This is a genomic window from Burkholderia sp. AU31652, assembly GCF_002223155.1.
GTDB lineage: Bacteria > Pseudomonadota > Gammaproteobacteria > Burkholderiales > Burkholderiaceae > Burkholderia.
In genome coordinates, this window is record NZ_NKFG01000007.1 from 390,598 (window position 1) to 414,853 (window position 24,256).

The 24,256-nt window shown below is 66.7% G+C and carries 18 protein-coding genes and 2 pseudogenes; 12 read left to right on the forward strand and 8 right to left on the reverse strand.

Annotation, left to right across the window (positions count from 1 at the left end):
* Positions 1 to 68: 68 nt before the first annotated feature.
* Entirely contained in the window at positions 69 to 1,514 is a 1,446-nt protein-coding gene (locus CFB40_RS33775) for a DEAD/DEAH box helicase (protein ID WP_179255333.1), read from the reverse strand.
* Positions 1,515 to 1,894: 380 nt separating this feature from the next.
* On the opposite strand from CFB40_RS33775, the gene CFB40_RS33780 reads away from it, so the two are divergent.
* Complete coding sequence (locus CFB40_RS33780; protein WP_089434023.1) at positions 1,895 to 2,629, forward strand: ABC transporter substrate-binding protein; 735 nt, start codon at positions 1,895 to 1,897, stop codon at positions 2,627 to 2,629.
* A gap of 227 nt (positions 2,630 to 2,856) precedes the next feature.
* Here CFB40_RS33780 and CFB40_RS33785 read toward each other — a convergent pair whose 3' ends face one another.
* Positions 2,857 to 3,501 carry a carbonic anhydrase gene (locus CFB40_RS33785; protein ID WP_089429778.1) on the reverse strand — a complete coding sequence of 215 codons (645 nt, stop codon included), beginning with the start codon at positions 3,499 to 3,501 and terminating at the stop codon, positions 2,857 to 2,859.
* Between the two features lie 365 nt (positions 3,502 to 3,866).
* Here CFB40_RS33785 and CFB40_RS33790 point away from each other — a divergent pair, with 365 nt between their 5' ends.
* Positions 3,867 to 4,658, forward strand: coding sequence for an MHYT domain-containing protein (locus CFB40_RS33790; RefSeq protein WP_089429779.1), 792 nt, complete (start codon positions 3,867 to 3,869; stop codon positions 4,656 to 4,658).
* Between the two features lie 160 nt (positions 4,659 to 4,818).
* On the opposite strand, the gene CFB40_RS33795 is transcribed toward CFB40_RS33790, so the two are convergent.
* Positions 4,819 to 5,748 (reverse strand): LysR family transcriptional regulator, encoded by a 930-nt coding sequence (locus CFB40_RS33795; RefSeq protein WP_089433776.1) that lies wholly within the window; start codon positions 5,746 to 5,748, stop codon positions 4,819 to 4,821.
* Positions 5,749 to 5,861: 113 nt separating this feature from the next.
* Here CFB40_RS33795 and CFB40_RS33800 point away from each other — a divergent pair, with 113 nt between their 5' ends.
* From CFB40_RS33800 to CFB40_RS33820, 5 genes and pseudogenes are all read left to right on the forward strand, one after another.
* Positions 5,862 to 7,034 (forward strand): acyl-CoA dehydrogenase family protein, encoded by a 1,173-nt coding sequence (locus CFB40_RS33800; protein ID WP_089434024.1) that lies wholly within the window; start codon positions 5,862 to 5,864, stop codon positions 7,032 to 7,034.
* A gap of 39 nt (positions 7,035 to 7,073) precedes the next feature.
* Positions 7,074 to 7,280: pseudogene (locus CFB40_RS33805) on the forward strand (FAD-binding protein); the annotation flags it as partial.
* A 76-nt stretch (positions 7,281 to 7,356) separates the two neighbouring features.
* Positions 7,357 to 8,214 carry an FAS1-like dehydratase domain-containing protein gene (locus tag CFB40_RS33810; protein WP_089433777.1) on the forward strand — a complete coding sequence of 286 codons (858 nt, stop codon included), beginning with the start codon at positions 7,357 to 7,359 and terminating at the stop codon, positions 8,212 to 8,214.
* Between the two features lie 10 nt (positions 8,215 to 8,224).
* Positions 8,225 to 9,424, forward strand: a complete 1,200-nt coding sequence (locus CFB40_RS33815) for a CaiB/BaiF CoA transferase family protein (protein WP_089433778.1) — start codon at positions 8,225 to 8,227, stop codon at positions 9,422 to 9,424.
* Positions 9,425 to 9,427: 3 nt separating this feature from the next.
* The gene (locus CFB40_RS33820) at positions 9,428 to 10,279 is read left to right on the forward strand and encodes an HpcH/HpaI aldolase/citrate lyase family protein (RefSeq protein ID WP_089433779.1); all 852 of its coding nucleotides are present in this window, start codon (positions 9,428 to 9,430) and stop codon (positions 10,277 to 10,279) included.
* Positions 10,280 to 10,329: 50 nt separating this feature from the next.
* Here the strand turns inward: CFB40_RS33820 and CFB40_RS33825 are convergent, their stop codons facing one another.
* The 4 genes and pseudogenes from CFB40_RS33825 to uvrA form a co-directional block, all read right to left on the reverse strand.
* Positions 10,330 to 11,370 carry an LLM class flavin-dependent oxidoreductase gene (locus CFB40_RS33825; RefSeq protein ID WP_089433780.1) on the reverse strand — a complete coding sequence of 347 codons (1,041 nt, stop codon included), beginning with the start codon at positions 11,368 to 11,370 and terminating at the stop codon, positions 10,330 to 10,332.
* Positions 11,371 to 11,602: 232 nt separating this feature from the next.
* Positions 11,603 to 11,786, reverse strand: a pseudogene (locus tag CFB40_RS39305) (hypothetical protein); the annotation flags it as partial.
* Between the two features lie 50 nt (positions 11,787 to 11,836).
* Positions 11,837 to 12,124 carry a DUF1330 domain-containing protein gene (locus CFB40_RS33835; protein ID WP_089429785.1) on the reverse strand — a complete coding sequence of 96 codons (288 nt, stop codon included), beginning with the start codon at positions 12,122 to 12,124 and terminating at the stop codon, positions 11,837 to 11,839.
* A gap of 296 nt (positions 12,125 to 12,420) precedes the next feature.
* Positions 12,421 to 18,315, reverse strand: coding sequence for an excinuclease ABC subunit UvrA (gene uvrA, locus CFB40_RS33840; RefSeq protein ID WP_089433781.1), 5,895 nt, complete (start codon positions 18,313 to 18,315; stop codon positions 12,421 to 12,423).
* A gap of 626 nt (positions 18,316 to 18,941) precedes the next feature.
* Here uvrA and CFB40_RS33850 point away from each other — a divergent pair.
* Both CFB40_RS33850 and CFB40_RS33855 read left to right on the forward strand, forming a co-directional pair.
* A complete protein-coding gene (locus tag CFB40_RS33850) occupies positions 18,942 to 19,919 on the forward strand; it encodes a chromate resistance protein ChrB domain-containing protein (protein ID WP_179255334.1) in 978 nt (325 codons plus the stop codon).
* Positions 19,916 to 21,094, forward strand: coding sequence for a chromate transporter (locus CFB40_RS33855; protein WP_089433784.1), 1,179 nt, complete (start codon positions 19,916 to 19,918; stop codon positions 21,092 to 21,094). The genes CFB40_RS33850 and CFB40_RS33855 overlap by 4 nt, the downstream gene beginning before the upstream one ends.
* Positions 21,095 to 21,360: 266 nt before the next feature.
* On the opposite strand, the gene CFB40_RS33860 is transcribed toward CFB40_RS33855, so the two are convergent.
* Entirely contained in the window at positions 21,361 to 21,756 is a 396-nt protein-coding gene (locus CFB40_RS33860) for a winged helix-turn-helix transcriptional regulator (RefSeq protein WP_089433785.1), read from the reverse strand.
* A gap of 132 nt (positions 21,757 to 21,888) precedes the next feature.
* On the opposite strand from CFB40_RS33860, the gene CFB40_RS33865 reads away from it, so the two are divergent.
* From CFB40_RS33865 to CFB40_RS33875, 3 genes are all read left to right on the forward strand, one after another.
* On the forward strand, positions 21,889 to 22,260 hold the full coding sequence (locus tag CFB40_RS33865) for a DoxX family protein (protein ID WP_241025756.1): 372 nt from the start codon (positions 21,889 to 21,891) through the stop codon (positions 22,258 to 22,260).
* An 11-nt stretch (positions 22,261 to 22,271) separates the two neighbouring features.
* Positions 22,272 to 23,015 (forward strand): SDR family NAD(P)-dependent oxidoreductase, encoded by a 744-nt coding sequence (locus CFB40_RS33870; RefSeq protein ID WP_089433787.1) that lies wholly within the window; start codon positions 22,272 to 22,274, stop codon positions 23,013 to 23,015.
* A 272-nt stretch (positions 23,016 to 23,287) separates the two neighbouring features.
* Complete coding sequence (locus tag CFB40_RS33875; RefSeq protein WP_256976958.1) at positions 23,288 to 24,196, forward strand: D-alanyl-D-alanine carboxypeptidase family protein; 909 nt, start codon at positions 23,288 to 23,290, stop codon at positions 24,194 to 24,196.
* Positions 24,197 to 24,256: the final 60 nt, after the last annotated feature.

Consider the following 24,256-nt stretch of genomic DNA (forward strand, 5'->3'; position numbering starts at 1 on the left):
CTCGAAGTTGCCTTCAGCCGCCAAACCGCCAGCCATATTCAATGGCTGGCGAGCCGCATCCCCACGCATCAGGACGGACGTTTCCCGCGAGCGCCAGCGGGTTTGCCAGCCGGCTTGCGCGCGCCCGCCGCCGGCTTGCCGGCAGATTTGCCACGCGGCTTCTGCACGCTGAACGGGCTGCCGATGGTGTAGGCCGGTCCGTTACCGGCCGGCTTCGCATGCGGCGCCGCAGCCTTGTGCTTGTTCTCACCACCTTGCGGACGCGACTTTTTGCCCGACACCGGCATGGCAGCCGACGCAGCGTGCGGCACTTTCGGCTTCTTGGGCTTTTTCGGTTTCTTGATGATCTCGCCGGTCGCGCTGGTTTCCGGCACGCGGTGTTCGGCCTCGAAACCCGGCTCTTCTTCGCGGCGCAGCGTTTGCTTGATCAGCGCTTCGATCGCGGCCAGTTGCGGCGCTTCATCCGCGCACACCAGGGACACCGCCACGCCACTGGCACCCGCGCGGCCGGTACGGCCGATGCGGTGCACATAGTCTTGCGCCACGATCGGCAGGTCGACGTTGATCACCAGCGGCAGGTCGTCGATATCCAGCCCGCGCGCCGCCACATCGGTGGCCACCAGCATCTGGACTTCGCCCGTCTTGAAGCGCTCCAGCGCACGCAGGCGCGCCGGTTGCGGCTTGTCGCCGTGAATGGTGTCGACGGCATAGCCCGCTTCGTCCAGCATCGCCGCCAGGTAATCCACGCCGTTGCGCGTCTTGACGAACACCAGCGCATGCGCCCACTTGTTCTCGGCCACGAGGTGCATGAAAAGATCGGGCTTGTTCCGCTTGTCCACCGTCACCACCCACTGCTTGATCTTGCTGGCCGTGGCATTGGGCGGACTGACGCTGATGTTGACCGGACTGCGCAGAATGGTCGCCGCCATCGCGCGGATATCGTCGGTAAACGTGGCCGAAAACAGCAGCGTCTGACGCTGCGCGGGCAGCGCGGCAAAGACGGCGTTGAGTTCGCGCGCAAAGCCGAGATCCAGCATGCGGTCGGCTTCGTCCAGCACCAGCGTCTGCACCTGATCGAACTGCACCGCGTTCTGGCGATTGAGGTCCAGCAAACGGCCCGGCGTGGCCACGAGCACATCCACGCCCTTGCGCAACTTCATCATCTGCGGATTGATGCTCACGCCGCCGTAAGCGGCCAGAAACCGCAAATCGAGGCCCTTGCCGTACGCGATGAAGCTTTGCAGCACCTGTTCAGCCAGTTCCCGCGTCGGCACCAGCACCAGCACACGTGCGCGGTTGCTGGACACCGCCGGGCCGTGTTGCACCAGCCGCTGCAGCAGCGGCAGCGCAAAACCCGCGGTCTTGCCCGTGCCGGTCTGGGCGCCCGCCATCACGTCCTTGCCACCGAGCACGGCAGGAATCGCCTTGGCCTGCACCGGCGTGGGGGCCTGGTAATTGAGGTCCTGCAGGTTACGCAGCAAGGGATCGATCAGGCCGAGCGAGGCAAAAGACATGGACGTATTCCGGACTAAAACCGCAATTCTAGCGGTTGCCGGGCGAATCAAGGCCCACTGCACCCGGCTGGACGGCGCCGACGGCGAGCGACGCCACGGCCAACCGACAGCCGCCGCTGGCGCGAAGCAAGCAAATCGCCTCCCTCTTCCCGCATCAAATCGCCTCTCGCAGTCACGCAATCCCTTTGCCCGTCCATCACTGTTGGGGCCACAAGATGAGGGGAACGCACCTGTCTCGCGTCGCCCGATTGGCGCCGAAGGCAGGCTTGCGCCGCTCGATGACGCTCGATGACGAAAGCCAGGTGATAAGCTCGATGCCGACGCGCGGTCGCGCATCGCCGCGCGCCACACCCCGCCCCTACGACCGTCACGAGCCTGCCATGCCCCTCGCCCCTTCCGTCCTCTCCGCGTTCACGCCGACCGGCAAGCTGCGCGCGTCGATCAACCTCGGCAACCCGATCCTCGCGAACCGCGACCCGGCGACGGGCGAACCGTTCGGCGTGTCGATCGACCTTGCGCGCGCGTTCGCCGAGCGTCTGTCGGCCGAGCTGGAACTGGTCGTGTTCGACACTGCCGGCAAATCGGTGCAGGCGCTGACCGACGAGCGCGCCGACTTCGGCTTCTTCGCGGTCGATCCGCTGCGCGGCGAAACGGTCGCGTTCACGGCGCCGTACGTGCTGATCGAGGGGTTCTATCTGGTGCGTGACGCGTCACCGATCCGCGCGAACGCGGACGTCGACCAGCCGGACCACCGCGTGACCGTCGGCAAGGGCAGCGCCTACGACCTGTTCCTCACGCGCGAACTGAAGGCCGCGCAGATCGTGCGTGCGCCGACGTCGCAAGCCGTCGTGCAGACCTTCGTCGAACAGCAACTGGAAGTGGCCGCAGGCGTGAAGCAGCAGCTCGAGGCCGACGCCGCTAAAACACCCGGCCTGCGCCTGCTCGACGAGCGGTTCATGGTGATCCGGCAGGCCATGGGCGTGCCGAAGAGCCGCGGCGAAGCGGCCGCGGCGGCATTGAATGCGTTCGTCGAGGAAATGAAGGCGTCAGGCTTCGTCGCGGATTCGCTGCGGCGGCATGGCATCTCTGGGGCATCCGTCGCGCCGCAAGCGTGATTGCATCGGGCGTGACGCAGCGATCTACAGCTGCGATCCCCCCGCTTTGCGGCCGCCCGACTTCGCGCGGCCGCGTCGGGTGCAGGAAGCGGTGATCGAGATGAAGTCGTCGGGCATGGGCGGAACCGATCTTCGCGACCTTCGATACAGATCGGACCGCAGATCAGCGCTTTCGATTGTCCAACTCGGCAGGGTGGATACGACCGGCCGGAACAAGGCCCCTTCGCTCAGTACGACTTGACCGCCACCGTGGCCGGAGACTCGCTCAACGGGACGAATCGGCGCGTGGTGCCGTCGAGTGCGTCGATGCGCCCCATCTCGATGTCGTAGACCCAACCGTGCAGATTCATGCGTCCTTGCTCGAGCGCGAGCGCAACCGACGGATGCGTGCGCAGATTGGCGAGCTGTGCGATCACGTTCTCTCGCACCAGACCGTCGAGCTTGTCCCGAGGGGAGTCGAACTGATGCGCGGCATTGATGGCTTTCGCGGCATCGGAATGGCGCAACCAGTTCGCAACAGCCGGCATATGGTCGAGACACGTACACCGTGAGATCGCGCCCATCGCGCCGCAATCCGAGTGCCCGCAAATGACGATATCCCGCACGCCGAGCACGGCGACCGCATACTCGACCGTGGCCGACACGCCGCCCGGTTCCGGTCCGTACGACGGGACGATGTTGCCCGCGTTGCGAATCACGAACAGTTCGCCGGGCTCGCGCTGCGTCAGCAGCTCGGGCACCACGCGGCTGTCCGAGCACGTCACGAACAGCGCCTTGGGATTTTGGGCGGTTGCGAGCTGCTTGAACAGCTCGACACGTTGCGGATAGACCTCGCGCTGAAAGCGCAGGAAGCCGTCGATGATGTCGCGCACGGGACTCTCCTGATACGAATTCACGGCGGGCGGGCAACGAGATCGTACGCTGCCGTCCGCCAAGGCGGCCGACATTATCGCAGATCGGCGACGTCGTGATGAGGCTGGCGCGGACGTCGGCCAGCCGGACTTACCTCGACGCGCCCCCATGCGCGCACGGCACCTCCAATCCGGTCCGCCCGGGACCGAAAACCGGCACGATCCGGGGACGTCCGTCGCACCGACGCACCACCCTAAGTCGGCAGCGGCGCCCTTGATTCGATCCCGGGTTTCGGTATATTTGCGGGACACACGAGGGGATGGCGCACTCGCAAAAACAGGGCGCCCTCAAACGACCAAAAAGCCTATAACCGAGAATAACGATCATGTCCGGCACCTACGACCTTACGCTCGTCGTACTTTCCTGCCTGCTTTCGATCCTCGCATCGTTCACGGCACTCAATATCTCCGATCGCCTGAATCTCATCGGGAATCGTTCGATCTGGCCCTGGATCGCGTTCGGCGGGTGCATCATGGGGCTCGGCATCTGGTCGATGCATTTCGTCGCCATGCTGGCATTTCATCTGCCGGTGGCTGTCGGATACGATATTCCCACCACCGTCGCTTCCTTGCTGATTGCGATTGCAGCTTCGGCCGTCGGCTTCGTCCCGCTCGCCCGCTTCGCCCTGCACTGGCCGCAACTCATCGTCAGCGCAATCGTCATGGGACTGGGCGTCGCCGGCATGCACTATCTCGGCATGCAGGCAATGAGCATCTGCTCCGGTATTCGATACCAGCCCTGGTTGGTCGTGCTGTCCGTCATCATCGCGATCCTGGCAAGCGGCGCCGCCTTGTTGCTCGCCTTCGACCTGCGCCGGCCGAGCACATTCGGCAGAACACGCCAGATCGGCTCGGCCATCGTCATGGGCGTGGCCGTGTGCGGGATGCACTATTGCGGCATGGCAGCGGCCAGTTTCGAACGAGGCAGCGACGCGACGGCAACCCTCTCCAACCTACCCGCACCGTGGCTGGCCGGTATCGTCGTGACGGTCAGCCTGGTGATTTTCCTGGTCGCCGCCGCGATCATGCTGCTGGATGCCAGGATCAACACCCAGGCGCGAGAACGCGTTCAGGCGACATTGAGCACCCATCTCGATCGACGGAATCCGACTCGCTGACAGCGCACGCTCGGCTTCATCCGGCACGTCAAACGGGCGTTTCCCCGCTCTCCCGGCCCGGCACACCAGGTGCACGGGTGGACGGCCGCTTCGGCGCGCCGGCCTGTCCCGCCGGGGTAAGACCGCACGTGAGGCGGCTCACCCCGACAACACGCTCGCCCTAGCCCAGCCAGCGCGCATCCGGCCAGTCGCCCTGGTCGAACGTCGCCTTCACGCAATCGAGCAGCACCCCGACCACGCAGCGCACCGGCGCCGTGGCCTGCCGGCTGCTGGGCGCCGCGAGCACAATCGTGCGCCGGACGCCCGGCGACGCGAGCGGTGCCGCGCTCAGGATGCCGCGCTCGACCTCCTGCGTCACGCCGACGGCCGGCAAGATCGTCCAGCCGTGGCCTTGCGCGACCAGTTCCTTCTGTACGCTCAGCGCATTGGTTTCGGCGAAGACCTGCAACGTCACGCCCGCCTCGGCCGCCGCGTGCTCGATCGCCGCGCGCAGGCCCTGCGGCGCGGAAGGCAGGATGAACGGCTCGCGCGCGACCCGATCCAGCGACACCGGCCGCTTGCGCGACAGCGTGGCCGACGGCGCCGCGACGGCCCACAGACTCTCGTCGATCAACGCCTTGACGTGCAGCGCGGGCGTCTCCTTCTGCCCGTACAGCAGCGCCGCATCGACATCCCCCGCTTCGAGCCAGTCCTGCAGGTGGCCCGCGTAGCCGATCGTGAGCCGTAGCCGGATGTGCGGGTAGCGCCGCGCCACCTCGCTCGCCAGCCGTGTGGCCAGCAGATCCGACGTGCTGGCCAGCAGCCCGATGCTCACGATGCCCGCCACCGGCCCCTCGGTCGGCTGGATCTCGGCCTTGGCGCGCGCCACCTCGTTGAGGATGCGGCGCGCGTATTCGAGCATCGTCTTGCCCGACGACGTGAGCTGCATGCCGTGGCGGCTGCGGTCGAACAATTCCGTCCCCATGTCCTCCTCGAGCAGGCGCAGCTGGCGTGACACGGCCGGCTGCACGAGATTCAACAGGCTCGACGCCCGGGTGACGTTGCCCGTTTCGGCCACGGTGACGAACGCACGCAATTGCTTGAGATCCATCGCGGGATACCTCGATACCAAAAACTGATTCGACGATCAGTAAATTCTATTGTTTAAGAAATCCATCAAAACTTATTATGGACTCGACCCATGCCAATGACGAGACACGATTCATGAGCGCCTCCGTTTTCTCCGCCCCCGATCAGTACCAGGCAATCCGCGACGCGGTACGCAGCCTGTGCAATCAGTTTCCGGCCGACTACCACCGCAAGATCGACGAGGCGCGCGGCTATCCCGAAGCGTTCGTCACGGCCCTCACGCAGGCCGGCTGGCTGGCCGCGCTGATTCCGCAGGAATACGGCGGCCCGGGGCTGTCGATGGCCGAGGCGTCGGTCATCATGGAAGAGATCAACCGCTCCGGCGGCAATTCGGGCGCGTGCCACGGCCAGATGTACGTGATGAACACCATCGTGTTCAGCGGCACCGAAGCACAGAAGCAGCGCTATCTGCCGCGCATCGCGGCAGGCGAGCTGCGCGTGCAGTCGATGGGCGTGACCGAGCCCACCACCGGCAGCGACACCACCAAGCTGAAGACCACGGCGGTGAAAAAGGACGGCCGCTGGGTCATCAACGGCCAGAAGGTGTGGATCTCGCGGATCCAGCACAGCGACCTGCTGATCCTGCTCGCGCGCACGACGCCGCTCGACCAGGTGCAGAAGAAGAGCGACGGGCTGTCGTGCTTCATCGTCGAGCTGGACAAGGCGATCGGCAACGGCCTCACGGTGCGCCCCATCCTCAACATGGTCAATCACGAGACCAACGAGCTGTTCTTCGACAACCTGGAGCTGCCGGAAGACGCGCTGCTCGGCACTGAAGGCAAGGGGTTGAAGGTGATCTTCGACGGCCTGAACGCCGAGCGCACGCTGATCGCGGCCGAGTGCATCGGCGACGGCTACTGGTTCCTCGAGAAGGCGCGCGACTACGCGAGCGAGCGCAAGGTGTTCGGCCGCCCGATCGGGCAGAACCAGGGCATCCAGTTTCCGCTCGCCGAATCGTTCATCGAGCTGGAGGCCGCGAACCTGATGCGCTGGCGCGCTTGCGAGAAGATCGACGCGCGCCAGAACGCCGGCGTCGAGGCCAACATGGCCAAGTACCTGGCGGCCAAGGCCAGCTGGGAAGCGGCCAATGCATGCCTGCAGACGCACGGTGGCTTCGGCTTCGCGTGCGAATACGACGTGGAGCGCAAGTTCCGCGAAACGCGCCTGTATCAGGTCGCGCCGATTTCCACCAACATGATCCTGGGGCATGTGGCCGAGCACGTGCTGCAGCTCCCGCGCTCCTACTGATTCCGGAAGGATTCCTCTCCATGAAGATGCTCGTACCCGATCGGCCGGACCGGCAAGATCGTCGCGCCGCAGCTGTACATCGCGGTCGGTATCTCGGGGGCGATCCAGTATTTGGCCGGCATGATGGATTCGACGGTAAGCGTCGCGATCAACAAGGATCCCGAAGCACCGATCTTCATCGTGGCGGACTACAGCCTCGAAGCCGACCTGTTCGCGGCCATGCCCGAACGGGTCAACGCACGCTGACGGCAATGGCGACCGGCACCCGACCTGCTGGCGCCGGCTGCCTGCCTGACGCTTCAATCATCGAGTACCCAACACCATGAGTGTCGAGCCTTCCGAATCCTTCGACGCGTGGGTCGGCCGGAGCGTTGACAGCGCGGACCGGATTACCCCGGCCCCCGTCCGTCTGCTGCAGGCGGCACTGGACTACGCGAACCCATCCGAACTCCCCGCGACGCTGCCGCCGCTGTGGCACTGGCTGTACTTCCTGCCGGGCGAGCGGCAGTCGAACATCGGCGTCGACGGTCACCCGCGGCGCGGCGGCTTCCTGCCGCCCGTCACGCTGCCGCGCCGCATGTGGGCCGGCGGACGGTTGCAGTTCCTGCGCCCGCTGGCCGTCGATGCGCCCGTGCAGCGCCGGTCGACGATCCTGAGCGTGCAGAGCAAGTCCGGCCGCAGCGGCCAGCTGGTGTTCGTCACCGTACTGCACGAAACGAGCGATGCCGAGGGCGTGGCCATCCGCGAGGAACAGGACATCGTGTACCGCGACGCGCCGCCTCCTGCCACTGCCGGCATACCGGCACCCCAGCCGGCCCCGGCGCCGACGGACGAACAGTATTCGCGCATCGTCACGCCCGATCCGGTGCTGCTGATGCGCTTCTCCGCGCTCACCTTCAACGGCCACCGGATTCACTACGACCGGCCCTACGCGATGCAGGAAGAAGGCTATCCGGGCCTCGTGGTGCACGGCCCGCTGATCGCGATGCTGCTGCTGGAGGAACTGCGCCGCACGCACCCCGGCAAGACGATTCGCCGCTTCGAGTTCAAGGCCGTCAGCCCGCTGTTCGACACCGCGCCGTTCACGGTGAACGGCAAGCTCGAAGGACATGCCGCCCGCCTGTGGGCGCGCGGCCCGCAAGGGCAGCTGGCCATGCAGGCCAGCGCCGAACTGGAATAACGATCCGACCATGCAAACTCGCAAAGCTCAACCCGGCCCGCTCAGCGGGATGACCGTCGTCACGCTCGAACACGCGATTGCCGCGCCGTTCTGCACGCGCCAGCTCGCCGACCTCGGCGCCCGCGTCATCAAGGTGGAGCGCCCCGGGGTGGGCGATTTCGCACGGGCGTACGATCACCGCACCCGCGGTCTCGCGTCGCATTTCGTGTGGACCAACCGGTCGAAGGAAAGCCTCACGCTGGACCTGAAGCAACCGGCCGCGCAGGAGGTGCTGGGCGAACTCGTCGCCCAGGCCGACGTGCTGGTGCAGAACCTCGCGCCCGGCGCGGCCGCGCGCATGGGCCTGTCGTTCGATGCGCTGCACGCGAAGCACCCGCGGCTGATCGTCTGCGACATCTCGGGCTATGGCGCCGATGGCCCTTACCGCGACAAGAAAGCCTACGACCTGCTGATCCAGAGCGAGGCGGCGTTCCTGTCGATCACGGGCACGGCCGACGAGCCCTGCAAGGCCGGCATTTCAATCGCCGACATCGCGGCGGGCATGTATGCGTACACGGGCATCCTCAGCGCGCTCCTGCAGCGCGGCGTCACGGGCATCGGCTCGCACGTGGAAATTTCGATGCTCGAGGCGCTGGCCGAGTGGATGGGCTTCCCGATGTACTACGCATACGACGGCCAGCAGCAGCCGGGCCGCAACGGCGCCGCGCACGCGACCATCTATCCGTACGGCCCGTTCAAGGCCGGCGACGGCCGCGTCGTGATGCTCGGCCTGCAGAACGAGAGCGAATGGAAGGCGTTCTGCGACGTCGTGCTGCGCGACCCGGCGCTCGCGACCGATCCGCGCTTCGACGCCAACGTGCACCGCTCGGAACGCCATGCGGAACTGAAGGCCGTGATCGAACAGGCGTTTTCCTCCCTCACCGCGCAGGACGTGATCGCGCGCCTCGACGAAGCGCAGATCGCGAACGCCGCCGTGAACCAGATCGGCGATCTCTGGACGCATCCGCAACTGCACGCGCGCCAGCGCTTTCGCACGATCGACTCGCCGGCCGGCGAACTGCAGGCGCTGCTGCCGCCCGCCACGATCGACAGCTTCGACGTGCGCATGGATGCGGTGCCCGCGCTGGGCGAGCACAGCGCGGCCATCCTGCACAAACTCGGGCGCACCGACGCCGATATCGAGCAATTGCGCGCCGCCGGCGTGATCTGAGCCATGTCCAAACCCCTCTCCCCCGTCCATCACGCGCGCAGCCTGCTGTTCGTGCCGGCCACCCGCCCCGAGCGCTTCGCGAAGGCGCTCGATTCGGGCGCCGACTGCATCATCGTCGACCTCGAGGATGCCGTCAGCGCCGACAGCAAGGACGACGCACGCGCGCAACTCGCGCAGCACCTGCCGCGGCTGACGGCCGAGCAGCGTGCGCGCACCGTCGTGCGCGTGAACGCGGTCGGTACGCCTTGGCACGACGCGGACATCGCGCTGCTGCGCGACTGGGCCGCGCAACGCGTGGCCGTGATGCTGCCGAAGTCCGAAGATGCGGGCGCGCTGCGCAAGGTTGCGGAGCGGCTCGGCGAGCACGCGCAACTCGTCGCGCTGATCGAATCGCTGGCCGGGCTCGATGCGGCCGACGCGCTGGCGCGCGACCCACAGGTCGTGCGTGTCGCGTTCGGACATCTGGATTTCCAGCTCGACCTAGGCATGCGCGCGACGCCCGACGAGCCGGAGCTGGCCTTTGCGCGCAATGCGATCGTGGCTGCGTCGCGCCGCGCGCAGTTGCCGGCGCCGATCGACGGCGTGACCACGCGCACCGACGATGCCGAGCGTCTGACGGCCGATGCGCGGCGTGCGCGCGCGTTCGGGTTCGGCGGCAAGCTGTGCATCCACCCGGCGCAGGTCGCCGGCGTGAACGATGCGATGGGCTATTCGGAAGACGAGCAGGCATGGGCGCGCCGCGTGATCGACGCAGCCGCGAAACACGGCGGCGCCGCGTTCAGCCTGGACGGCCGGATGGTCGATCTTCCGGTGATTCGGGCGGCCGAGGCGATCATCGCCGGTTCGCGGAAATAATCGATCGCTACTGCGCGGCGCGCCCCACCGGTGCGCACCCGCGCCGCCGCTCAGGCCGCCGCTTGTTCGCGCCGATCGGCGGGACGCCAGCCGAGTGCCGGTGCAATACGCGTGATGACGTCGTCGAGGATCTGCAGATAGTTCTCGAACGGCAGGTTGTAGGGCAGTTCGACACGCAGTTCCCGCACCTGTCCGACCACCGGATCGGCCAGCAGCCGCTCCAGGATTTCGTCCGAGGGGCCGACCAGATCCGGCGCGTACAGCGTGCGTCGCTCGCCCTGCGGCGCCAGCGTGCGGGCATGACGCCCGTCTGCAAACGCGCGATAGCGTTCGCGCTCTTTTGCGCTCGCGCTGTCGGTCGGGACGATCACACGGCCCAGCGAGATACGCGGTGCGTGGGCTTCATGCCAATGGTCGCGATACAGCGCCAGTTGCCGCAACTGGGCGTCGAGATAATTGTCGGTGCCCTCGCCCGTGGTCACGTTGGCGATCAGCAAGTTGAAGCCGTTACGGGCCGCCCATTCGGCCGAGCGCGCGGATCCCGCGCCGTACCAGAGCCGCCCCGTCAAGCCCGGTGCGAAGGGGCTCACGCGCGGCCGGACCTTGCCCGCAGCCGATTCCACGAACGTGTCTTCGTCACCGAGCCAGTCGCCGGCCAGATTGCGGCGCAGCCGGGCCACGCGGGCATGCGAGAAGTCGACCCGTTCCGGATCGGTGTCGAACAGCCGTTCGCCCAGCAGCGCCCCGTGAATCGGCGCGCCCGCGCTGAGCCCGACGTTGAGCCGCCCGCGCGACAGCACGTCGACGGTGGCGAGGTCCTCGGCCAGCCGGAACGGATTCTCGTATCCCATCTGGATGACCGCCGCGCCCAACCCGATCCGCGTCGTGCGCTGGCTCGCCGCCGCGAGAAACGTCGCGGCCGACGAGACGGCGCGCTCGAGATGGCGTTGCCGTATCCAGGCGCCGTCGTAGCCGAGCGCCTCGCCCGCGTGGAACAGGTCGAGCGCTCGCTCGAATCCCTCCGCTGCGTCTTCGCCGGGGTAGTTTCCCGCTGTCAGGAAGGCAATATGATCAATGCGTACGTTGCTCACTTTCGTGTCCTTCGCAATCAGTCGAAAATCGAAAGGAAATGAGACATCGCGCTCGACCTCGAAAAGGTCGAGCCCATCGGATTCAAGCGGTCACGAGAAAGCGTGGAAGGGACTGACGACTTCACATGCGTCGTCGATTATGGAGAACGTGCGACTGACCCGTTGCGGTCATTTCTTCTATGGATATGACGCGCGCATCCATAATGGAATGCGCGATCGAGGCTGGGCGGTTCGACGCCCGTTGGCGGTCGTCGAGCGGTTGCGCGCACGCGGCCTCGGCCTGCGTGCACCGCGTCGGGATCGACCGGCGAAATCGGGGCGCCCGGGCGATACGGCGCCGACGGCTCGCGCTTCAACACCTTGCGTGACAGTGCGGCCGGGAAACCCAGCTAGGCCTTGAACAGCGACACGACCGTCACGCCGGAGGCAGACTCGCCGCGACGGTCGACAAGAGACTCACGCCCCGTCAAACGCCTTCGACCAGCACGGCCCGAAAGCGTGCGCCCTTGAAGCGGTGCGGAACGATGGCCTGGTATGCCGGGCTGCCATACCATGCGTGCGCGGCGTCCCTGGACGGAAACTCGACGATCACCACCCCTTCCGGGCCGTCGCCCTCGAGCGTTTCCTGCGGGCCATACGCGGCCAGCACCTTCAACGGGTGGCCGGCGGTCGTCGCGCCGACCTTGTCCTGGTAGAGATCGAGTTCCTGCTGATCCTGCGTGCTTTCATGCGTGAAGACGATATAGGTCGCCAAGATTGCACTCCTGATGCGTTCGAGAATGATGGGACGATCGGGAGATCGTCCGCCGGACAACGGCACTCATCCTAACCATCGGGCGCGCTTTCTCTTATCCCCCTGCTTCCAACTCTCTATTCGAGCCGGATTAACAATGGACGCAACCGGTCGGCCGGGCGCATGTCGCGGCACCAAAAGAAAACACCCCTCGACGAGGGGTGCATGAGCCGGATCGCGGTGCCCCCCAGCCGCTGGCAAGTCAGCTGGGGGAACTCACCGCCCGGCACCGGAGCCGTCGAGACGCAGCGTCGCGCTCACCCTACTCGCGCTTCGCCCTCGCGCTCGGCTTCGCCTTCGTCCGACCCCGTTCGCGCCAGCACCGGCTTGAGCGCCTGCCCGGTGTGGCTTGCGCTCACCTGCGCGAGCGCTTCCGGCGGCGCCGCCGCGACGATCGTGCCGCCGCCCACGCCGCCTTCCGGCCCGAGATCGATGATCCAGTCGGCTTCCGCGATCACGTCGAGGTCATGCTCGATCACGACGACGCTGTGCCCCGCATCGACGAGCCGGTGCAGCACGCGAATCAGCTTCGCGACGTCGGCCATGTGCAGGCCGACCGTCGGTTCGTCGAGCACGTACAGCGTGTGCGGCGCCTTCTGGCCGCGCCGCGTGATGTCGTCGCGCACCTTCGTCAGCTCGGTGACGAGCTTGATGCGCTGCGCCTCGCCGCCCGACAGCGTCGGCGACGGCTGGCCGAGCGTCAGGTACCCGAGCCCGACATCCTTCATCAGCTGCAGCGGATGCGCGATGTTCGAGATCGGCGCGAAGAATTCCACCGCCTCGTCGATCTCCATCGTCAGCACGTCGCCGATGTTCCGGCCGCGCCACGTGACGGCAAGCGTCTCCGGGTTGAAGCGCTGCCCGTGGCACACGTCGCACGGCACCTTCACGTCGGGCAGGAAGCTCATCCCGATCGTGCGCACGCCTTGCCCTTCACATGCGGGGCAGCGCCCGTCGCCGGTATTGAACGAGAAGCGCGACGCCGTGTAGCCGCGCGCCCGCGCTTCGAGCGTATCGGCGAACAGCTTGCGGATCGTGTCCCACACGCCGATATAGGTGGCCGGGCACGAGCGCGGCGTCTTGCCGATCGGCGTCTGGTCGACTTCCAGCACGCGGTCGATCTGCTCCCAGCCGCTCAGCGATTCGCAGCCCTGCCACGCATGCGTGACGTTCAGCGACGGCCTCGGCGCGCTGCGCGCGAGCACGCTCGAACGGCGGTTGGTGGCCGGCGCGTCCTGCTGCGCGGCCTTGCGTGCGCGGCGCGTGGCCGGCGACGACAGTACCGAGCGGCCGACCGCGTCGAGCAGGTTCGTCATCAGCACGTCGCGCGCGAGCGTCGACTTGCCCGAGCCGCTCACGCCCGTCACCGCGACGAGCCGCGCGAGCGGAATGCCGACCGTGACGTCACGCAGGTTGTGCAGCCGCGCGCCATGCACGGTCAGCCAGGCCTCCGGCACCGCGGCGCCGCCCTGCTTGCCCGGCAGGCTCACGCTGCGGCGCGGCTGCAGCGGGTGCGTCATCGGCTGCGCGAGCAGGCGCCCCGTGACCGAATCGGACTGCGCGGCCAGATCCGCGACCGCGCCCTGCGCGACCAGCGTGCCGCCGCGCTTGCCGGCGCCCGGGCCGACATCGATGATGTGATCGGCGCGGCGGATCGTGTCCTCGTCATGCTCGACGACGACGAGCGTATTGCCCTTGTCGCCGAGCTTGCGCAGCGCGTCCAGCAGGATCTGGTTGTCGCGCGGATGCAGGCCGATCGTCGGTTCGTCGAGCACGTAGCAGACGCCCTGCAGGTTGCTGCCGAGCTGCGCGGCGAGCCGGATGCGCTGCGCTTCGCCGCCCGACAGGCTCGGCGCCGCGCGATCGAGGCTCAGGTAACCAAGCCCGACTTCCTCGAGAAACGCGAGGCGGCTGCCGATCTCGCTGACGATGTCGCGTGCGATCTGCGCGTCGCGCCCCGTCAGTTCCAGCCCGTCGATCCAGCGGCGCGTGTCGGACACCGTCCATTGCGCGACCTCGACGATCGGATGCGCGTCGAAGGTGACCGCGCGCGCGGACGGGTTCAGCCGCGTGCCGTGGCAATCCGGGCACGGCTCGTTGCCCACGCCTTCCGGCTCCTGCTCGTCCGACGGCAGCGTCTGCTCGCGGCCGCGATCATCGCCGGCGAGCACCGTGTCGTCATACGCGGCGCGCTGTTCGCGCGTGAGCGTGACGCCGGTGCCGACGCAAGTCGTGCACCAGCCATGCTTGCTGTTGTACGAGAACATCCGCGGGTCCAGCTCCGGGTAGCTCGTGCCGCACACCGGGCACGCGCGCTTGACCGACAGCACCTTGACCGTGCCGACCCGCGCGGTCGAATGATCGTTCTGCATCGCGTGGTGCAGCCCATCGAGCGGCGCGAGCAGATGCATCACGCCCTTGCCAAGCTCGAGCGTCTCGTCGAGCACGCGCCGCAATTCGGCCTCGTGGTCCGGCGACACGACGATATCGGCCACCGGCAGCTCGATCGTATGCTCGCGGAAGCGGTCGAGCTTCGGCCACGGATCGACCGGCACGAACTCGCCATCGACGCGCAGATGCGTGCTGCCGCGCGCCTTCGCCCACTTCGCGAGATCCGTATACACGCCCTTGCGGTTGACGACGAGCGGCGCGAGCAGCCCGACGTGCTCGCCGCGATGATCGCGCAGCAACTGCGCGGCGATCGATTCGACGGATTGCGACGTGACGGGCGTGCCGTCGTGGATGCAATGCTGCAGGCCGAGCTTCACGTACAGCAGCCGCAGGAAGTGCCAGACTTCGGACGTGGTCGCGACCGTGCTCTTGCGCCCGCCGCGCGACAGCCGCTGCTCGATCGCGACGGTCGGCGGAATGCCGTACACCGCATCGACTTCAGGGCGGCCGGCCGGCTGCACGATCGAGCGTGCATACGCGTTCAGCGATTCGAGGTAACGGCGCTGGCCTTCGTGGAACAGGATGTCGAACGCGAGCGTCGACTTGCCGGAACCCGACACCCCGGTGATCACGTTGAACTTGCCGTGCGGGATGTCGACGTCGAGCGCCTTCAGGTTGTGTTCGCGCGCATTGACGATCCGCACGACGTCTTCGCCTTCGATCGCACGCCGCTCGCGCGCCGCGTTCAGCACGGCCTGCAGCGGCTTGCCTTCGTCGGCGAGCGCCAGCTCGGCATCCATTGCGCGGTCGTACTGCAGCAGCGCCACGCCGGTATGCGATTCGGCGCAGGCCTTCACGTCGTCGGGCGTACCCGCGCACAGCACGAGGCCGCCGCCGTCGCCGCCTTCCGGGCCGAGATCGATCAGCCAGTCGGCCGCACGGATCACGTCGAGGTTGTGCTCGATCACGATCAGCGAATGGCCGGCCGCGAGCAGCTTGCCGAACGCCTGCATCAGCTTCGCGATGTCGTCGAAGTGCAGCCCGGTGGTCGGCTCGTCGAACATGAACAGCTTCGCCCGCGCGATGCGCGCTTCTTCCGTGACGACCCGGCGCCCATTGACGGCCGCCGCCGATTCGGCGAGGAAGCCGGCCAGCTTCAGCCGCTGCGCTTCGCCGCCCGACAGCGTCGGCACCGGCTGGCCGAGCTTCACGTATTCGAGGCCGACGTCGACGATCGGCTGCAGCACGCGCAGCACCTCGGCGTCGGTCGCGAAGAACGCGGCCGCTTCGCTGACGGTGAGATCGAGCACGTCGGCGATGCTCAGCGCACGGCCGTTGCGCTCGATGCGCACTTCGAGAATCTCGGCGCGGTAGCGGCTGCCGTCGCAATCCGGGCAACGCAGGTAGACGTCGCTCAGGAACTGCATCTCGATGTGCTCGAAGCCCGAGCCGCCGCAGGTCGGGCACCGGCCGTCGCCCGAGTTGAAGCTGAACGTGCCGGCGCCATAGCCGCGTTGCAGCGCGAGCGGCGCCTTCGCGAACAGCTTGCGGATCTCGTCGAACGCGCCGACGTAGCTCGCCGGGTTCGACCGCGTGGTCTTGCCGATCGGCGACTGGTCGACGAACACGACGTCGCCGACCTGGTCGGCGCCCGTGAGGCTGCGATACGCGCCCGGCGACTCGGTCGCCTTGCCGTGGTGCCGCGCCATCGCCGGATAGAGCACGTCCTGCAGCAGCGTGGATTTGCCGGACCCCGACACGCCCGTCACGCAGACGAGCCGCTGCAGCGGGATCTCGACGGTCACGTCGCGCAGGTTGTGTTCGCTCGCACCTTCGAGCACGATGCGCGGCGTGTTCGCGTCGACCACCCGGCGCGCCCAGTTCGACGCATGCGCGACATGCTTGCGGCCGCCGAGATACTCGCCCGTCAGCGTATGCGCGGAGCGGATGTCGCCCGGCGTGCCGTCGTAGACGATCGTGCCGCCGCGCTCGCCCGGGCCGGGCCCCATGTCGATCAGCCGGTCGGCCGCGAGCATCACCGACGGATCGTGTTCGACCACGACCAGCGTATTGCCCGCGTCGCGCAGCCGCTGCATCGCCTCGACGATCCGCGTGAGGTCGCGCGGATGCAGGCCGATGCTCGGTTCGTCGAGCACGAACAGGGTTTTCGTGAGCGACGTGCCGAGCGCCGTCGTCAGGTTGATCCGCTGCACCTCGCCGCCCGACAGCGTGCGGCTCTGCCGGTCGAGCGTCAGGTAGCCGAGCCCCACGTCGCACAGGTATTTCAGGCGCGTGCGCACCTCGGCGAGCAGCAGCTTCAGCGCATCGTCGAGCAGCGCGCTCGGCAGCGTGATGTCGTCGAAGAAGCGGCGAATGCGCTCGATCGGCAGCAGCATCAGGTCGTGCACGGTGAGGCCCGGCAGCGCTTCGAGCTGCGCGCGACTCCAGTCGACGCCGCGCGGCATGAAGCGGCCGGCCGGCGCGAGCACGCCGTCTGCATTTTCTTTCGACCCGAGCCGCCATTGCAGCGATTCCGTCTTCAGGCGCGCGCCGCCGCACACGTCACACGGCGTGTAGCTGCGGTATTTCGACAGCAGCACGCGGATATGCATCTTGTACGCTTTCGACTCGAGATAGCCGAAGAAGCGCTTCACGCCGTACCACTGGCTCTGCCACTTGCCGTTCCAGTCCGGCGACCCGTTGACGACCCAGTCGCGCTCGGCGTCCGACAGCTCGGACCACGGCGTGTCGCGCGGGATGCCGGCTTTCGCCGCGTAGCGCATCAGGTCGTCCTGGCACTCCTTCCAGGCCGGGGTCTGCATCGGCTTGATCGCGCCGCCGCGCAGCGTCTTGCGCGCGTCGGGGATCACGAGGCCGAGATCGACACCGATCACGCGGCCGAAGCCGCGGCAGGTTTCGCATGCGCCGTATGCCGAATTGAACGAGAACAGCGCCGCCTGCGGCTCCGCGTAGCGCAGGTCGCTGTCGGGATCGTGGAGCCCGGTGGAGAAGCGCCATACCTGCGGCTCGGCAACCGCGTTCCCGGCGTCGGCCGGCAGCACATAGACGTTCACGCGCCCGCCGCCGCGCTTCAGCGACGCCTCGATCGCCTCGACCACGCGCACCTTGTCGGCGCCCTGCACGCGGAAGCGGTCGGCCACCACGTCGAGCACCTTGCGCGGCCCGGTGGGCGACGCGACCTCGCGCTGCGCCTGCACGCGCGTATAGCCGCTCGCCGACAGCCACTGCGCGATTTCTTCGTCGGACACCGCTTCCGGCAGCTCGACCGGGAACGTGACGACGACGCGCGGATCGTCCGCCTGCGTGCGCGCGACGAGCTCCGCGTAGATCGTCTCCGGCGTGTCGTGCCGCACCTGCCGCGCGGTCTTGCGGTCGAACAGCTCGGCCGCGCGCGCGTACAGCAGCTTCAGGTGATCGTTCAGCTCGGTCATCGTGCCGACGGTCGAGCGCGAGCTGCGCACCGGGTTGGTCTGGTCGATCGCGATGGCCGGCGGCACGCCGTCGACACGTTCGACCTGCGGGCGGTCCATCCGGTCGAGGAACTGCCGCGCGTACGCGCTGAACGTCTCGACGTAGCGCCGCTGGCCTTCCGCGTACAGCGTGTCGAACACGAGGCTGGACTTGCCGGAGCCCGACGGGCCGGTGACGACCGTCATCTCGCCGGTACGCAGGTCGAGATCGAGATTCTTGAGGTTGTGCTGACGTGCTCCGCGAATGCGGATCAGATTGCTGGATGACAATTTGCCTGCCCGTCTGAATGAGTTAGCCAGAGTGCTCGGTGCCGGAACGCTGCGGCGGATGCCCGCAGGCGCGGCGCACGGGCCGCAACGGTTGCACGTGTGCGGCTCGATTGCGACGGACACTATACTGTATATTCATACAGTTTTCCATGACGACCCTGGCGCCGTCATGGGCAGGCGGCTGGCGAGGGGGCGAGACGCCTGCCGGAGCGGCATGGCGCGATGACGGGCACCCTGAAATCTCGGATCGCACGGATTTCACCTTCGGTCGCTGCTGTCCGTCCGATGCAGCCGGACCCCAGGAATAAACGCCTCGCCGCGCACGTTTACCGCACGTACCGCACCAAGAAAGCGTTCATGCCGTCGCACCGGCAGGGGTGTCTGCGTGCGCGGCAGTCACGCCGATCGATCCCCCACTCCTGATTCCCCCTTCCCCACGTCTCGCTTGCGCGACGGCGCCTGCCGAACAGGCGACCGGGCGCATGCTGGTTCGCAGCGGTAATGGACGCGTCCCGCCCACCATTCGAATCCCCCGTCGCCGGCTGACGACGGGTGCAGCCCTCCCCGTGTGCAGCGCTCGAAAAGTTAACTTGTAGAAGTTGTGACGCATTAGTAGCATTTGCTACATGAACACTTTATCGATCTGGTCACTCCTGGTTCTGACCCTTCCGACAGAAAACGCGACGGCCCGCATGCGGTTCTGGCGTGCGCTGAAGGCGAAGGGGTGCGCGGTGCTGCGCGACGGCATCTACCTGCTGCCGTACACCGGAGAGCATGAAGCGACCCTGCGCGAACTCGCGGACGCGATCGCCGAGAGCGGCGGCACGGCCCACCTGCTGCGCGCGCCCAGTCTCGACGCGTCACAGGAACAGGAATTCCGCGCGCTGTTCGACCGCGGCGACGACTACGCGGCCTTCACGCGAACCCTCATCGACGCGCGCAAGACACTGGCCGGGCAGTCCCCCACCGAACTCACCCGCCTGCTGCGTCGCCTGCGCAAGGATTTCGACGCCATCCGGGCGATCGACTATTTCCCGGGCGATTCGGCCACCCGCGCCGAAGTCGCGCTGCAGGATTTCGTCGCGCTGGTCGACACCGTGCTGTCGCCGGGCGAGCCGCACGCCGCGGACCGCGCCATTCGCCCGCTGGCGATTGGCGAGTACCAAGGTCGCACGTGGGCGACGCGGCAGCGGATGTGGGTCGATCGCGTCGCGAGTGCATGGTTGATCCACCGATTCATCGACACGCGCGCCCGCTTCATCTGGCTTGCAGCGCCGGCGGATTGCCCGGTTGATGCGCTCGGTTTCGATTTCGACGGTGCAACGTTCACGCACGTCGGCGAGCGCGTGACATTCGAGGTGCTACTCGCCAGTTTCGGGCTCGAAAACGACGCCGCGCTGATGCGGCTCGGCGAGATCGTGCACGCGCTCGACGTAGGCGGCCCCGCCGCGCCCGAAGCGGTGGGCTTCGAGGCCGTGATGGCCGGCATGCGCCAGCGCACGGAAAACGACGATCAGTTGCTCGAACAGATGAGCGCCGTGCTCGACGCCCTGTATGCGCACTTCACGTCGAATGGCAAAAACCAGACCACGGCCAGATCATGACCACTACCGTCGCCACCACCGAACCGACCTACTCGCTGGGCGAGCTGGTCGCCTACATGCTGCGTCTCGGCACCTTGGGTTTCGGCGGGCCGGTCGCGCTCGCGGGCTACATGCGTCGCGACCTGGTCGAGCGTCGCGGCTGGATCACGGAGGCCGACTACAAGGAAGGCCTTACGCTGGCCCAGCTCGCACCGGGGCCGATGGCGGCCCAGTTGGCGATCTATCTCGGCTTCGTCCACTACCGCCTCCTCGGCGCGACGCTGGTCGGTTTCGCGTTCGTGCTGCCGTCGTTCCTGATGGTGGTCGCGCTCGGGTTCGCGTACGCGCATTTCGGCGGGCTGTCGTGGATGCAGGCCGTCTTCTACGGCGTCGGCGCCGCGGTGGTCGGCATCATCGCGATGAGCGCGTACAAGCTCACGACCAAGACCGTCGGCAACGACAAGCTCCTTTGGGCGATCTTCCTGACCCTGGCTGCGGTGACCTTCATCACGGAATCGGAAATCGCGTGGCTGTTCGTCGCCGCCGGCCTGATCGGCTGGCTGTGGCGTGCTCCACCGAAGTGGCTGCACAAGGGTGGCCTGAATGCCGTTGCCGCTGCCCATCTTCCCGCGGCTAGCGGGTGGCTGAGCGGCATCGATTTACCGCAGCTCGTTCAGATCGGTGCCTTCTTCATGAAGGCAGGTGCGTTCGTGTTCGGCTCCGGGCTCGCGATCGTGCCGTTCCTCTATGGCGGCGTCGTCACCGAGCATCACTGGCTGAACGACAAGCAGTTCGTGGATGCCGTCGCGGTCGCGATGATCACGCCCGGCCCGGTCGTGATCACCGTCGGCTTCATCGGATATCTGGTCGCGGGATTCCCGGGCGCACTCGTCGCTTCTCTCGGCACGTTCCTGCCTTGCTATCTGTTCACGGTCATTCCCGCGCCTTACGTGAAGAAATACGGGCACCGGCCGGCCGTCAAGGCGTTCGTGAACGGCATCACGGCGGCGGCCGTCGGCGCGATCACGGGCTCGGTTCTCGTTATCGCGAAGCGATCGATCGTCGATATCCCGACCGCGCTGCTCGCCGTCGCAACCGTGCTGCTGCTGTGGCGCTTCAAGAAGCTCCAGGAACCGGTGATCGTGACTGCAGCCGCCGTCATTGGACTCGTGGCGTTCCCGCTGCTTCATCATTGACTCGAGTTTCCGGGAAACAGACGTGACGTGCCCGTTGAAAGCGTTGGCATGCGATCGTCATTCACCTATCGGAGAAAGCCGTTCGAGCGACTCGACAAGGCCCGCGTAATGTGACGGTTTGCGGGGTTACGCATTTCATCACGGTACTTGCCCCGACCATTGTCCTACCCGCTAGCAACAAGCGCGAGCCCGGTCAGCGTGCCGGCGAGACCAGGATTCTTCAGGTTGTTCCCACGTGTTCCGCGAATGCCGGGGAACGCGCCAGATCACCCCAGCTTCGCCTTGGCGGGACTGGTCTTGCGTCCGCGCCCCGGCAGCTTGACCGGCACGGTGCGCCCATACTCGTTCCACCACGCCGTCAGCGCCTCTATCGTCGGCCCGAGGCCGCGCGCCTTTTCGGTGATGTCGTATTCGACGCGCGGCGGCACTTCCGCGAACACCGTGCGGGTAATCAAGCCGTCCGCTTCCAGCTCGCGCAACTGCGCAGTCAGCATGTGCTGCGTGATGCCGGGAATCGATTTTCGTAGTTCACCGAATCGATAAACGCGCTGGTTGAGCAGCCACATGATCTCCAGCTTCCACTTTCCGGAAAGCAGCGAGAATGCGCGCCGCATTTCGTCGTGCATGTTCACTTCGTCGGCGTCATTAGTCATCTTTTCCATACCTGCAGACAGAAAATCATCCTACTTGCGGGCTTTCATCTTAGACGACATTCTTGTGCCAAGTCGACATCGACGAAACTCAGGAACCCGCAACAAATGGCTGAAAATTTCGCATACTGGACCAGCACCGCTTTGCTGTCGCTGCTCTATCTCACGTCCGCGACGCTCTATATCGTCAAGCGCGATCGCGTCCGAAAAATCCTCGTCGGATTCGGCTATCCCGCGTATCTCGTGCCGCTCCTGACCGTCGCCAAGATCGGCGCCGTCGCGGCCATCCTGGCCCGTGTCAGCGTGCCGCTCAGCGATCTCGCGTACGCGGGCGTCTTCTATCACTTGCTGCTTTCCGGACTGGCGCACGTCGGTGTTCGCAAGCCGCGCGGCGCGCTGCCGGCAGCGGTCGCCCTCATCTGTCTCGTCGTTTCATTCACCACGCAGAACGAAGCACGCGACATCCCGTCACCGGATGGCGTCGCCGCGACAACGGGTCACGCGATCATCACCTAAAGGAGAACACCATGGCCCGACTCAGCGGGAAAATCGCCATCGTCACGGGCGCCGGCCGGGGAATCGGACGCGCCACCGCGAAACGGTTCGCTGCCGAAGGCGCAACGGTAGCAGTCGTGTCGCTCACGCCGGCCAACGTCGATTCGGTCGTGGCCGACATCGAGGCCGCTGGCGGCCGTGCGCTCGGCATCCCTTGCGATCTCGGCAGTGCCGACCAGATCAACGCGGCCGTCGACAAAGTTGCCACGACCTGCGGCGGCATCGACATCCTCGTGAACAATGCGTTCGATCCATCCGCGCCGTTTTCGTCGATCACCGATTTGTCGGTGGAGAAACTGCAACGCAATTTCGATCTCGGACCCATCGCGTACCTCCGGACGATGCAAGCGGCCTACCCGCATCTGAAAGCGAGCGGCGCCGGCCGCGTGATCAACTTCGGATCGATGGCCGGCGTCATGGGCCTCGCGGGGTACGGTCCGTACAACATGGCGAAGGAAGCGGTGCGCGCACTGACGAGAACCGCCGCACGCGAATGGGCCGCCGACCGGTTCACGGTCAACAACGTGCTGCCGTTGGCACAAACGTGGGGCGAGCGTGCCGACGTACCGCCGCCGACCAACCCGCTTGGGCGTTTCGGCACACCCGACGATGACATCGCGCCGGTTGTCCTGTTCCTCGCCAGCGAGGACGCGCAGTTCCTGACGGGCTACAGCCTCACGCCGGACGGCGGCTCGATCATCGACAGCGCACGCTGAACGCCGCTCGGCATATACGTTGCTACGGCATACGGCTCACGCATCCCGGCCGTATGCCGCACACGCATCACGCGATGCCGACACGGCATCGCGCGTGTCACGTCATCCCTTATGATCGGCGTCCGCACATCCTGTCGCGCCGCGTCGCAATCGACGCTTCCCCGTCGATCCATCCGCTCGACACCCGATCAGCCCTATCCCTCACGGCTCACATTTCCATGCAGGTTATTTGGCGTACGACCCGACGATTCCGCTCCCTCCGCTTACCCCTGTTGCTGGCTTGCATCACCGCATGTTCGACGGCGCTTGCCGAAGCCGCGCCCGCGCCCGTACCACCGACCATTCAAGCCGCATCGTGGCTCGTCGTCGACGGCGAATCCGGACAGATCCTGGCCGAGCACGATGCGGACGCGGAGCGTCAGCCCGCGTCGCTCACCAAGCTCATGACCGCGTATATCGTCCTGCGTGCATTGCGCGACGGAACCCTGGACCAGGACGAGAAAGTGACGGTCGGTGTGTCCGATGTGGCGGAAGTCGGCAGCGACGAAGCCCGTATGTATCTGGTCCCAGGACAGCGCGTCACCGTCAGGAACCTGGTGCAGGGCCTGATCGTCGCGTCGGCGAACGACGCGGCGCTGGTGCTGGCGAAACGAGTCGGCGGCTCGCTTGCCGCCTTCGAGCAGTTGATGAACGATACGGCACGACAAATCGGCATGCAGCACACGCGTTTCACCACGCCATCCGGCATCACGACGCCGGGCAACCATTCGACCGCTCGCGATCTGTCCACGCTGGCACGCCGTCTCACGGTGGACTTCCCGGAATACTACGGCTACTCGTCGAAGCAACACTTCGCGTACGGAAAATTCGAAAAGCGCAACAAGAACTGGCTGCTGGTCAGGGATCCGTCTGTGGACGGCCTGAAGACGGGGCACACCGCGGCCGCTGGGTATTGCATCGTCGCGACCGCGAGCCGGCCGCAACAAGCGCCGGCGATGACGCGCCGGGTGTTCGCGGTAGTCCTCGGCGCGCCCACTGCGGCCGCAAGAATATCGGGTGCGGAGCAGTTGCTGAACTACGCCTTTTCGTCGTTCAAGGATTACGCCTCCGCGCCCGCCTCGGGACACCCGTTCATCACGCGCGCGGCCGGGCCGAGTGCCGTCGACGCTGGCAGAACATGACTTCGCGCCGAGGTGCACAAACAACGCCTCGGCCACGTCATCGACGCCCGATCCGGACAG